This is a genomic window from Mesorhizobium sp. L-8-3 (assembly GCF_016756615.1).
GTDB lineage: Bacteria > Pseudomonadota > Alphaproteobacteria > Rhizobiales > Rhizobiaceae.
In genome coordinates, this window is record NZ_AP023262.1 from 4,953,865 (window position 1) to 4,965,221 (window position 11,357).

At 64.3% G+C, this 11,357-nt stretch carries 12 protein-coding genes; 11 read left to right on the forward strand and 1 reads right to left on the reverse strand.

Features of this window, described 5'->3' with window-relative positions:
* Positions 1-79: 79 nt before the first annotated feature.
* From rpsM to JN302_RS23015, 8 genes are all read left to right on the forward strand, one after another.
* On the forward strand, positions 80-448 hold the full coding sequence (gene rpsM, locus JN302_RS22980; protein ID WP_202305422.1) for a 30S ribosomal protein S13: 369 nt from the start codon (positions 80-82) through the stop codon (positions 446-448).
* Between the two features lie 138 nt (positions 449-586).
* Entirely contained in the window at positions 587-976 is a 390-nt protein-coding gene (gene rpsK, locus JN302_RS22985) for a 30S ribosomal protein S11 (RefSeq protein WP_202305431.1), read from the forward strand.
* 99 nt (positions 977-1,075) lie between these two features.
* Positions 1,076-2,086, forward strand: coding sequence for a DNA-directed RNA polymerase subunit alpha (locus JN302_RS22990; protein ID WP_202305433.1), 1,011 nt, complete (start codon positions 1,076-1,078; stop codon positions 2,084-2,086).
* A 152-nt stretch (positions 2,087-2,238) separates the two neighbouring features.
* Positions 2,239-2,670, forward strand: coding sequence for a 50S ribosomal protein L17 (rplQ, locus tag JN302_RS22995; protein ID WP_202305435.1), 432 nt, complete (start codon positions 2,239-2,241; stop codon positions 2,668-2,670).
* 198 nt (positions 2,671-2,868) lie between these two features.
* A complete protein-coding gene (locus JN302_RS23000) occupies positions 2,869-3,993 on the forward strand; it encodes a 2OG-Fe(II) oxygenase (protein ID WP_202305437.1) in 1,125 nt (374 codons plus the stop codon).
* Between the two features lie 99 nt (positions 3,994-4,092).
* Complete coding sequence (locus tag JN302_RS23005; RefSeq protein ID WP_202329278.1) at positions 4,093-5,583, forward strand: DegQ family serine endoprotease; 1,491 nt, start codon at positions 4,093-4,095, stop codon at positions 5,581-5,583.
* A 9-nt stretch (positions 5,584-5,592) separates the two neighbouring features.
* Positions 5,593-6,906 carry a replication-associated recombination protein A gene (locus JN302_RS23010; RefSeq protein WP_202329279.1) on the forward strand — a complete coding sequence of 438 codons (1,314 nt, stop codon included), beginning with the start codon at positions 5,593-5,595 and terminating at the stop codon, positions 6,904-6,906.
* A 155-nt stretch (positions 6,907-7,061) separates the two neighbouring features.
* A complete protein-coding gene (locus JN302_RS23015; RefSeq protein WP_202329280.1) occupies positions 7,062-7,895 on the forward strand; it encodes an aspartyl/asparaginyl beta-hydroxylase domain-containing protein in 834 nt (277 codons plus the stop codon).
* 12 nt (positions 7,896-7,907) lie between these two features.
* Here the strand turns inward: JN302_RS23015 and JN302_RS23020 are convergent, their stop codons facing one another.
* Positions 7,908-8,279 carry a DCC1-like thiol-disulfide oxidoreductase family protein gene (locus JN302_RS23020; RefSeq protein WP_202329281.1) on the reverse strand — a complete coding sequence of 124 codons (372 nt, stop codon included), beginning with the start codon at positions 8,277-8,279 and terminating at the stop codon, positions 7,908-7,910.
* Between the two features lie 388 nt (positions 8,280-8,667).
* On the opposite strand from JN302_RS23020, the gene JN302_RS23025 reads away from it, so the two are divergent.
* The 3 genes from JN302_RS23025 to JN302_RS23035 are packed head-to-tail and all read left to right on the forward strand — an operon-like array spanning position 8,668 to position 11,355.
* Positions 8,668-9,651 (forward strand): RluA family pseudouridine synthase, encoded by a 984-nt coding sequence (locus JN302_RS23025; RefSeq protein WP_202305442.1) that lies wholly within the window; start codon positions 8,668-8,670, stop codon positions 9,649-9,651.
* A complete protein-coding gene (locus tag JN302_RS23030) occupies positions 9,648-10,565 on the forward strand; it encodes a DMT family transporter (protein WP_244845831.1) in 918 nt (305 codons plus the stop codon). The genes JN302_RS23025 and JN302_RS23030 overlap by 4 nt, the downstream gene beginning before the upstream one ends.
* 1 nt (position 10,566) lies before the next feature.
* Entirely contained in the window at positions 10,567-11,355 is a 789-nt protein-coding gene (locus JN302_RS23035; protein WP_202329282.1) for an ATP12 family chaperone protein, read from the forward strand.
* Positions 11,356-11,357: the final 2 nt, after the last annotated feature.

An 11,357-nucleotide genomic window follows, 5' to 3' on the forward strand; every position in this document is an offset into this window, starting at 1 on the left:
GACCCCGCAAGGGCCGGCCTCCACCGGACGCGGGAACACAACAATACCGCCGGCACGTCCGGCCCACATGGAGAAGAGAATGGCCCGCATAGCAGGCGTCAACATCCCGACCAACAAGCGCGTCGTCATTGCGCTGCAATATATCCACGGCATCGGGCCGAAGTTCGCCCAGGAAATCACGGAGAAGGTCGGTATTCCGGCCGAGCGCCGCGTCAACCAACTCACCGACGCCGAAGTGCTCCAGATCCGCGAGACGATCGACCGCGACTATCAGGTCGAGGGCGATCTGCGCCGCGAAGTCTCGATGAACATCAAGCGGCTGATGGACCTCGGCTGCTATCGCGGTCTGCGCCACCGCCGCTCGTTGCCCGTCCGCGGCCAGCGTACGCACACCAATGCTCGCACCCGCAAGGGCCCGGCCAAGGCGATCGCCGGCAAGAAAAAGTGATTTGGTGAATAGTGAATGGTCAATGGTGAATGGTGAAACGCCGCGTAGGTTTTCCGTCATTCACCATTTCACCATTCACCATTCACTGGTGTAGCCGCTGGCACTACGGCGGTGTAGAGATCAACTGGAAGGACTATCATGGCCAAGGAAGCCACACGGGTTCGCCGCCGCGAACGCAAGAACATTTCGTCGGGTGTCGCCCACGTCAACTCGACGTTCAACAACACGATGATCACCATCACCGACGCGCAGGGCAACGCGATCGCCTGGTCGTCGGCCGGTGCCCAGGGCTTCAAGGGCTCGCGCAAGTCGACCCCTTTCGCCGCCCAGGTTGCTGCCGAAGACGTCGCCAAGAAGGCGCAGGAGCACGGCATGCGCATGCTCGAGGTCGAGGTCTGCGGCCCCGGCTCCGGCCGCGAGTCCGCGCTGCGCGCCCTGCAGGCCGCGGGCTTCACCATCACGTCCATTCGTGACGTGACCCCGATCCCGCACAATGGCTGCCGGCCGCGCAAGAAGCGTCGCGTCTAATTCGACATCCAAACTGAAGGAGCGCCGCCAGGGCGCTCTTTCATGTTTCCAGATCGCCCGTCACGATTGGATGGTGGCGGGGAACCGGAAGGACAACAGATGATCCAGAAGAACTGGCAAGAACTGATCAAGCCGAACAAGATCGACTTCTCGTCGAAGGGCAAGACCCTGACGATGCTGGTCGCCGAGCCGCTGGAGCGCGGCTTCGGTCTGACGCTCGGCAATGCGCTCCGCCGTGTGCTGCTGTCGTCGCTGCGCGGCGCCGCTGTCACCGCGGTGCAGATCGACGGCGTGCTGCACGAATTCTCCTCGATCGCCGGCGTGCGCGAGGATGTGACCGACATCGTGCTCAATATCAAGGAAATCGCCATCCGCATGGAAGGCGATGGACCCAAGCGAATGGTCGTGCGCAAGCAGGGACCGGGTGCAGTCGTAGCAGGCGATATCCAGACCGTCGGCGATGTCGAGATCTTGAACCCCGACCACGTGATCTGCACGCTCGACGAGGGCGCCGAGATCCGCATGGAGTTCACCGTCGACACGGGCAAGGGCTATGTGCCGGCCGAGCGCAATCGCGCCGAAGACGCTCCGATCGGGCTCATCCCGGTCGACAGTCTCTATTCGCCGGTCAAGAAGGTCTCCTACAAGGTCGAGAACACCCGCGAGGGCCAGGTTCTCGACTACGACAAGCTGACCATGACGATCGAGACCAACGGCTCGGTCTCGGGCGAAGACGCGGTGGCATTCGCTGCCCGCATCCTGCAGGACCAGCTCGGGCTGTTCGTCAATTTCGAGGAGCCGCAGAAGGAAGTCGCCGCCGAGGCCGTCACCGAGCTCGCCTTCAACCCGGCGCTGCTCAAGAAGGTGGACGAACTGGAGCTGTCGGTCCGTTCGGCCAACTGCCTGAAGAACGACAACATCGTCTATATCGGCGACCTCATCCAGAAGACCGAGGCGGAGATGCTGCGCACTCCGAATTTCGGCCGCAAGTCGCTCAACGAGATCAAGGAAGTGCTGGCGGCCATGGGCCTGCATCTCGGCATGGAAGTGCCGGATTGGCCGCCGGAGAACATCGAAGACCTCGCCAAGCGTTACGAAGACCAGTATTGAGAATGCAACTGGTGGGTAGCGAATGGTAAAATGGTGAATGGTCCCAAGGGCCGGCCGGAGCGCAAAGACGATCATCGTCTGCTTCCATTCACCATTCGCTATTCACGAATTGAAACATCGGGCGCCAAGCCCAAAACACCAGGAGAAGAGCCATGCGTCACGGATTTGCCGGCCGCCGGTTCGCCCGCAGTGCAAGCCACCGCAAAGCGATGTTCGCCAATCTCGCCGCCTCGCTCATCGAGCATGAGCAGATCGTGACGACGCTGCCGAAGGCGAAGGACCTGCGTCCGATCGTCGAGAAGCTGGTCACGCTCGGCAAGCGTGGCGACCTGCATGCCCGCCGTCAGGCGATCGCCCAGATCGGCAACGAGCCGCTGGTGAAGCGCCTGTTCGACACGATCGCTCCGCGCTATGCGCAGCGCAACGGCGGTTATCTGCGCATCATGAAAGCCGGCTTCCGCCATGGCGACAACGCGCCGCTCGCGGTCATCGAGTTCGTCGACCGCGACGTCTCGGCCAAGGGTGCGGCCGACCGTGCCCGCGTCGAGGCCGAAGGCGCCGACACGGAAGCCGCCGCGGCCTGACAACCGTTGAACGTCTTCAAGTGCTCAAGGGGCCTCGCGGCCCCTTTTTGCGTCTGGCTATGGGTCACACCGATTTTCGGGCCGATGCGGTAGCGGCCGGCCAGTTGGACACGGGCGACAACCCCGCGGCGCGCCTGTTTCCACCAGCCCAGGTCTTCGCTAAGACTCGCCGGGTGAGATAGCAGACCGGGGGAACATATGCCCGAATACCGTCGACTCGATGCCGGTGATCCCGCGCCGTGGTTCACCCAGCGCTCGACCACAAGCCCAGCCTATCATTTCGACACGGCCGCCGGCCGCTACATCGTGCTTTGCTTCTACGGCTCGGCCTCCGATGCCGGCGGCCAGCAGATGCTCCGCATCCTGCAGGAGGAACGTGCGCTCTTCGACGACGACAGGGTCTGCTTCTTCGGGGTCGGTGTCGACCCGGCTGACGAAGCCGGCGGGCGCTTGAAGGAGCAACTCCCCGGCATTCGTTTCTTCCTCGACTACGACGCCAAGGTGAGCCGCCTCTATGGTGCCGCGCCCGTCGACGCCGCCCCGGGAGGGACGGTTCAGATCCGGCGCCTCTGGGCCGTGCTCGACCCGACGACGCGGGTGCGCGCCGTCTTCCCGAACCGACCGGACGGAAGCGAGCGCCACGAAGTGGCGCGCTTCCTCAAGGGGCTTCCTGCGGTCGACTCGCATGCGGGCTTCAGCGTCCAGGCGCCGATCATTGTGCTGCCCGATGTCTTCGAACGCGATTTCTGTGAGCATCTGATGGGGCTCTATCGAACGCATGGCGGCGAGGAATCGGGTTTCATGCGGGAGGTCGACGGTAAGACCGTCGCGGTCGTCGATCCCAGGCACAAGCGCCGGGCCGACTATACGATCGAGGACGAAGCGCTGAAGAAGCTGATCCAGCAGAAAGTGGTGCGGCGCGTCGTCCCCGAGATCGAGAAGGTGCATCAGTTCAAGGCTACACGCATGGAGCGCTATATCGTCGCCTGTTACGACAGCGAGAATGGCGGCCATTTCCGCGCCCACCGGGACAACACCACCAAGGGCACCGCGCATCGCCGCTTCGCCGTGTCGATCAACCTCAACAGCGAATTCGACGGCGGCGAGGTGAGCTTTCCGGAGTATGGCCCGCGGTCGTTCAAGCCGCCGGTGGGCGGAGCCGTGATCTTCTCCTGTTCGCTGCTCCATGCCGTCTCGCCGGTGACGCGGGGCAAGCGTTTCGCATTCCTGCCGTTCCTCTACGACGATGCCGCGGCGGCGCTCCGCGAGGCGAACAACAAATATCTCGACGAGAGCGTCGGCGCTTACAGCAGGCAGGCGTGACGGCCGGCGTCGTGCGCCACCCTTGACCTCGTCGCGCGACGCCTTTCATTTTGCACAATCCTTTGACAAGAAGCCTCCGAACGAGGCGGAAGGATTCGCATGCGCGCGGGAAGACTGGCGTTCGTCGTTGTCGGCATCTGGCTCGCCGCCATGGCCGTGGCGGTGAGATCATGGGCTCAGGAGGAGCCGAAAGGCGAGGGGCTGAGTGAAGTCCTGACCGATATGCTGCGTGGCGCGGAAGACGCCACCAACCCGGCAGTGGAGGGACTGGAGAAGCGTGTCCCCTTCGGTCGCGAGGACATGCAGCTCTCTTTCGCGCCGCTGGTCAAGAACACGGCGCCTGCTGTCGTCAATGTCTATGCGTCGAGCAAGGTGCAGGCGCGCTCGCCCTTCGAAGGCGACCCTTTCTTCGAGCGCTTCTTCGGCGGGCAGATGCCGCCGCGTGTCCAATCATCGCTTGGCTCCGGCGTGCTTGTGGACCCGTCGGGCATCGTGGTCACCAATTTCCATGTGATCCGCGACGCCGACGAGGTGAAGGTTGCGACGTCGGATGGGCGCGAGTTCGCAAGCAAGGTCTTGCTCAAGGACGAGCAACTCGACCTCGCAGTGCTCAAGATCGAGGCCAAGGATCCGTTCCCGGTGGTGCCGTTCGGCGATTCCGACGCGCTTGAGGTAGGCGATCTCGTTCTGGCCATCGGCAATCCGTTCGGCGTCGGCCAAACGACCACCAGCGGCATCGTGTCGGCGCTCGCCCGCACCCATGTCGGCGTGTCGGATTTCGGGTTCTTCATCCAGACCGACGCGGCCATCAACCCGGGCAATTCCGGCGGCGCCCTCATCAACATGGGCGGCCAGATGATCGGCATCAACACGGCGATCTACAGTCGCAGCGGGGGGTCGATCGGCATCGGTTTCGCCATTCCTTCCAACATGGTGCGCGCCGTGGTGGAGTCGGCGAAGAACGGCAGCGACTTCTTCGAGCGGCCCTTCATCGGCGCCGCATTCGAGGAGGTCGACGCCCAGATCGCGGAATCGCTGGGCATGGAACGCCCGTCGGGCGCTCTGGTCGGGTCGGTGACGTCGAACGGGCCGGCCGCTCGCGCCGGATTGAAGCCGGGTGATGTCGTTCTGTCCTTCAACGGTGCCGCCATCGAGCATGTCGACGCACTTGGCTACCGGCTGGCGACCCAGGCGATCGGCAACGTGGTGAACCTAGAGATCCTGTCCCAGGGCGACCGCAAAACCGTCGAGGTGGCGCTCGAGCGCGCGCCGGAAGGTGCGATCACGACGGAATTCACGATCGAGGGCCGCAACCCGTTCGCCGGCGCCAGGGTGGCAGCGCTGTCGCCGCGGCTGGCCCAGCGCCTGGGCATGGCCACCGACACTACAGGCGTGGTCATTATCGACATTGCCCGCAACTCGCCGGCGGCCGGTTTCGGCTTCATGCCGCGCGACATCGTGCGCGAGATCAATGGCGAGACGATCGATACGGCGGACAAGCTCCGTCAGGTCGCCGGAGTGAACACGCGCTGGTGGCGGTTTACGATCGAGCGCAAGGGGCAGATACTGCGCCAGATGCTGCGTTACTGACCCGAAGCCATGGCCGATCTTTTCAGCTCCGACCAGCCGGAACGGGCGCCGCCCGGACGGCCGCTGGCCGACCGGCTGCGGCCGAAAAGCCTCGGCGAGGTCGTTGGCCAGGAGCATCTGACCGGCGGCGATGGGGCGCTGACGCGGCTGATCCGGTCGGGTTCGCTGGGCTCGATGATCTTCTGGGGACCACCCGGCACGGGCAAGACCACGGTAGCGCGGCTGCTGGCGGGTGAGACCGGGCTCGCCTTCGAGCAGATTTCGGCGATCTTCTCCGGCGTCGCCGATCTGAAGAAGGTGTTCGAGGCGGCTCGTCTGCGCCGGCAGAACGGCCGCCAGACGCTGCTCTTCGTCGACGAGATCCATCGCTTCAACCGCGCCCAGCAGGACAGTTTCCTGCCCGTCATGGAAGACGGCACCGTCGTGCTGGTCGGCGCGACGACGGAAAACCCGTCTTTCGAACTCAACGCCGCCTTGCTTTCGCGCGCCCGTGTCCTCGTCTTCAAGTCGCTCGGGCCGGAAGACGTGGAGAAACTGCTGGCACGGGCCGAAGAGACGGAAGGCCGGAAGCTGCCGCTCGACGAGGACGCGCGGGCCGTCCTGATCCGCATGGCCGACGGTGACGGACGCGCTTCGCTCACTCTCGCCGAAGAGATATGGCGGGCGGCGAAACCGGGCGAGGTTTTCGACGCGGCGGCCCTGCAGCAGGTGGTTCAGCGCCGCGCGCCGATCTACGACAAGGGGCAGGACGGCCACTACAACCTGATCTCGGCGCTGCATAAGTCGGTGCGTGGCTCGGATCCTGACGCCGCACTTTATTATCTGGCCCGCATGTTCGACGCCGGCGAGGATCCGCTTTATCTCGGCCGCAGGCTGGTGCGCATGGCCGTGGAGGACATAGGGCTCGCCGATCCGCAGGCGCTCGTCGTCGCCAATGCGGCGAAGGATGCCTACGATTATCTGGGGTCGCCGGAAGGCGAACTCGCCTTCGCCCAGGCGGCCGTCTATCTCGCGACGGCGCCGAAGTCGAACGCCGTCTACACTGCCTTCAAGGCGGCGACCGCCGCAGCCAAGCAGCATGGTTCGCTGCTGCCGCCCAAGCACATTCTCAACGCGCCGACCAAGCTGATGAAGGATGAGGCCTACGGCGCCGGCTATCGCTATGATCACGACGAGCCCGACGCTTTTTCCGGTCAGGACTATTTCCCCGAAAAGATGGGCCGCCAGACCTTCTACGACCCGCCCGACCGCGGCTTCGAGCGGGAAATCAGGAAGAGGCTGGACTACTGGGCCAAGCTCAGGAAGGAGCGAAGCGAGGGGTAGCGCGTCCAGGGGCCGGCTAAATCGAAGCATTCTGCCGACGATCGATTTGGGGGATCGCTCCGGCCTCACCAAGAATTCAGTCGCCGGGTGCTGGCGCCCGGCGGCTGTGTCCCGTAGAGATCGCCGACTTATTTCAATCTTCCCGCGAGGTCCAAATGGACAAGACGTCTCTCAAGGCCTTCCGCAGGATCGGCATCGCGGTGCTGGTCCTGGCAGTCGCATTCTATTTCGTCCCGATCATAACCACGGTGTTCATCCTGTGCGGCCTGATCGACGTCCTGCGCAACGACCGCAAGGACCAGCGGCTGTTCAGCCTCTATTTCCTAGGCAACGGAATGTTCACGTGGTTCCTGTCACCTTTCAATCTCTTGGTCGATCTCGTTTCCTACAAGAACTGGGGCGTGTGGAAGCTCGACCAGTTTCCCGACGACTATCGCCGCGAGATCGACGAGGTGCTCGACATCTTCAAGACCAGGCAGGCGGAAATCATCGCAGACATCGACGCCAATTTTGAGAGCGGCCGCCGCGGCATGTATGTCTACCAGTGGTACGGCAAACCGCATATCGACAACGTGCCTGAATTCACCAAGCAGTTCAAATACATCCGCACCATCGCCGTGTCGGTGTTCAGCGGCCGGGAATCGACGTCGTTCCATTTCGGACCGCTGCGGCTCACCCTGCGGGTACTCTACAATCTGATCCCTGTGAAGACGGACCAGATCTTCATCGAATGCGGCGACGTGAAGAACTACTGGCATGAGAATCCGCTTTTCATCTTCGACGACACGCTGCTGCATCGCTCGGTCAACGAGCATGACGGCCGTCGTTATTGTGTGTTCGTCGATGTCATCCGTCCGTCCCCGGTGCCAGGGCTGCTGTCGGTGCTGCTGTCGGCCATCTCGGCCGGCGTTGCCCATGTGAAGGCCATCTTTTACAAGAACTGGAAGATGATCGATTCCCGCAAGCCAAAGGCCAGCCCGGCGAAATAAGGCCGCTATCGGTTAACCGATCGGCGGCCGTCCAAGCAGTTCGAGCAGTCGCCGGCGTCCTCGTTTGAGTCGCGGGTAGAGCCAGGCCGACCAGGAGGCGTCGCCTGTTGCCACAAGTATCGTGCGGCGTGCGATGCCGTGGTCCTTTCCGAGTCTGGCCATCATCCGGACGGCGTCCGCGCCGAAGTGGATCTTGCCGCCGATGTCGAGGATGATCCCCTCGTTGACATCAAAACCCTGGCTGCGCATTGCCGCGACGAGCAGCGGCTCGTGGCGGGCGTCGAGAACCTGGAACGACGGGTGAAGCTTTCGCAGTGCCGCGACCGCGACATAGGCGCTGCAGGCGGGACAGTCGCCGTCATAGAGCAGATAGTTGGTTTTCATCGCGGGCCCATTCCCCTTCGATATCGTCGTTCGCCGCCCCGACCGCAAGGCTCGGCGTGTATGAGTCACGGCGGCCGGGACTGAAAGCTTTGCCCCATCGGATCATACGCCGGCGCTTCACGCGGCAGAATGTTGCGGTGAGCACGGTCGGCAGATTCCGGGTGCGGTCTGCCCAGAATGCCCCATTGCAACCCCGCCCACGACGATCAGGGCCCCGCCTTCCCGCTCGATTTGCTGTGCTGTGGGGAGCAAGGCATTCCCTTTCCCTGCTTTGGCCTACGCATTGGCCAGCCTTGCCGGTTCGTTGCTCGCCCTGTTTGTGGGATTGTGGCTCGCGCGAAGCGCCGGCTGATGCTATCAGCGCCGCTTTGGAGCGGACGCATCGAAAATGGCAGGTGTCGAACAGATCACGGTGGAGGCCGGCGAGGCGGGCATGCGGCTCGACCGCTGGTTCAAGACCCATTATCCGGGACTGGGCTTCGGGCATCTGCAGAAGCTCTTGCGGTCGGGGCAGGTCCGTGTCGACGGCAGCCGGGCCAAGGCCGATACGCGCATCCAGCCCGGTCAGGTGATCCGTGTCCCGCCTCTCGAAGTGGATCGCCGCGACACCACGCCGCTGACGGCGCGCACGATGCGGTCCCGCCCCGACGCCGACGTGCTTTCCCAGATGCTGCTCTATGAGGACCCGAAGGTCTTCGTCTTCAACAAGCCGGCGGGGTTGGCCGTGCAGGGCGGCTCCGGGGTCACGCGCAGCGTCGACGACATGCTGGAGGCCTGGCGCAACCAGAAAGGGGAGAAGCCGCGGCTGGTGCACCGGTTGGATCGCGACACTTCGGGCGTGCTCGTGATTGCCCGTACCCGGCACGCCGCGATGAAGCTCGGCGAGGCTTTTCGCGAGCGCGAGACGAAAAAGACCTATTGGGCCCTGGTGAAGGGCGTGCCGAGGAAACGAGAGGACAAGATCTCGACCTGGCTCGTAAAAGACCAGACCCCCGACGGCGACCGCATGCGGATCGCCAGGCATGGCGAGGACGGCGCCGATCACGCCGTGTCCTTCTATCGCGTCGTCGAACAGGCCGGCCAGTCGCTCTCCTGGCTCGAGATGGAGCCCTATACGGGACGAACGCATCAATTGCGCGTGCACGCCGCCCATATCGGCTGTCCGATCATCGGCGATCCCAAATATTTCGAGGCCGACACCAACTGGGAGTTCCCCGGCGGAATCCAGAATCGGCTCCATCTCCATGCCCGGCGCATCATCATTCCTCACCCCGATGCGGGCGTCGTCGACGTGACAGCACCCCTGCCGCCGCATATGCGCCAGAGCTGGAACCTGCTTGGCTTCGACGAGGCGGCGGAGCGCGGCGCGTGAGCAGCGCCGCCGTCAAGCTCGAGCAGCACGACGCGATCGACACGGCCGCGGTCGCGCTTATGCTGCTGCTCACCTTTTCCTGGGGGCTGAACTGGGTTGCCGGCAAGGTCGCCAACACCGGCTACAATCCCGTGTTCCTCACCGTCGCGCGCTCAGCCATCGCTGCGGTCCTCGTGTTCCTTTGGTGCCGCTGGCGCCGTATTCCGCTGTTCGAACGCGACGGCACGCTCTGGGCCGGGCTGCTGGCCGGGCTGCTGTTCGGCGCGGAGTTCGTGCTGATCTTCCTCGGCCTCGACTACACCACCGTGGCCCGCAGCGCCCTGATGGTGAACGCGATGCCGTTCTGGGTTCTGGTCGGCGGCCATTTCCTGCTCGGAGAACGTATGTCGCTCGGCAAGCTGGCTGGGCTGGTGCTCGCCTTCGCCGGCGTGGCGGTGGTCTTTTCCGACGAACTCAGCCTGCCGGGCCCGGAAGCGATCAAGGGCGACCTTATGAGCCTCGCGGCGGGCATCTTCTGGGCCGCCACCACAATCGTCATCAAGGCCACCAGGCTCGGGCGCGCGAGCGCGGAAAAGATGCTGCTCTATCAGCTCGCGGTTTCGGCCGTTGTGATCCTGCCGCTCGTTCCGCTCGCTGGCCCGGTGCTGCGCGACGTGTCGTCGCTCGCCACCGCGGCGCTGCTGTTCCAGGCTGTCTACGTGGTCGCCTTCACCTATATCCTCTGGTTCTGGCTGATGCGGCGCTATCCGGCCGCGGGCCTGTCGAGCTTCGCCTTCCTGACGCCGGCATTCGGTGTTCTGCTGGGCGGGCTGCTGCTCGGCGAGCCGCTGACCGGCAGGCTGTTCCTGGCGCTCGGCCTGATCGCAGCCGGGCTGGCGATCGTCAATCGGCCGCAGCGGCCGAAGGAGGCATGAGATGCGCGATCTGTTGAGCGACCTTGAGGCCGGGAATCACCTGTCCGACCCCGACCCTGTGAAGCGTGCCCAGAACCAGATGAGGACCCCGCTCGCCAAGCGGTTCTATGAGAGGGTCGACGTGTGGGAAGGGCCCGAGGGTTTTGCCGTCCATCTCGACGGCAAGCCTGTGCGTACACCCGGCAAGGCTATGCTGCTCCTTCCGACCGAGCGTGCGGTGAAACTCGTTGCCGACGAGTTCTCCGCCCAGGGCGCGAGCATCGATCCCGTCACGATGCCGGTCATGCGGCTGGTCAACACGGCCATCGACGGTGTCGCGACCGATCCTCAGGCGGTGCTGGAGGATATATTGCGCTTCAGTTCGTCGGACCTTCTCTGCTATCGGGCCGACGGGCCAGAGAGGCTGGTCGAGCGGCAGGCCGAAGCCTGGGATCCGGTGCTCGACTGGGCGCGGAGCCGCCTGGGTGCGCGCTTCTTCCTGGCCGAGGGCGTGATGCATGTCGAGCAGCCGCGCGAGTCGATAGCGGCGGTCGGCATCCACCTGCGGCAGCGCGAGCAACCGCTGAAGCTGGCCGCCCTTCACGTGATGACGTCGATCACCGGTTCGGCGCTGCTGGCGCTGGCGGTCGAGGCCGGGTATCTGGATGTCGAGGCCGGCTGGCTGGCCGCGCATGTGGACGAGGATTGGAACGCGGAGCAGTGGGGCGAGGACTTCGAGGCTGCCGCCCGCCGCGCGAGCCGCAAGCGTGACTTCATCGCGGCTGCCGATCTGCTTGAAGCGCTTGCATGATC

Coding starts and splice junctions, on each gene's coding strand:
- JN302_RS23035 (WP_202329282.1), top strand. CDS start 10,567: ATGCGCGATCTGTTGAGCGACCTTGAGGCCGGGAATCACCTGTCCGAC.
- JN302_RS23015 (WP_202329280.1), top strand. CDS start 7,062: ATGGACAAGACGTCTCTCAAGGCCTTCCGCAGGATCGGCATCGCGGTG.
- JN302_RS23025 (WP_202305442.1), top strand. CDS start 8,668: ATGGCAGGTGTCGAACAGATCACGGTGGAGGCCGGCGAGGCGGGCATG.
- JN302_RS23005 (WP_202329278.1), top strand. CDS start 4,093: ATGCGCGCGGGAAGACTGGCGTTCGTCGTTGTCGGCATCTGGCTCGCC.
- JN302_RS23010 (WP_202329279.1), top strand. CDS start 5,593: ATGGCCGATCTTTTCAGCTCCGACCAGCCGGAACGGGCGCCGCCCGGA.
- rplQ (WP_202305435.1), top strand. CDS start 2,239: ATGCGTCACGGATTTGCCGGCCGCCGGTTCGCCCGCAGTGCAAGCCAC.
- rpsM (WP_202305422.1), top strand. CDS start 80: ATGGCCCGCATAGCAGGCGTCAACATCCCGACCAACAAGCGCGTCGTC.
- JN302_RS23000 (WP_202305437.1), top strand. CDS start 2,869: ATGCCCGAATACCGTCGACTCGATGCCGGTGATCCCGCGCCGTGGTTC.
- rpsK (WP_202305431.1), top strand. CDS start 587: ATGGCCAAGGAAGCCACACGGGTTCGCCGCCGCGAACGCAAGAACATT.
- JN302_RS23020 (WP_202329281.1), bottom strand. CDS start 8,279: ATGAAAACCAACTATCTGCTCTATGACGGCGACTGTCCCGCCTGCAGC.
- JN302_RS22990 (WP_202305433.1), top strand. CDS start 1,076: ATGATCCAGAAGAACTGGCAAGAACTGATCAAGCCGAACAAGATCGAC.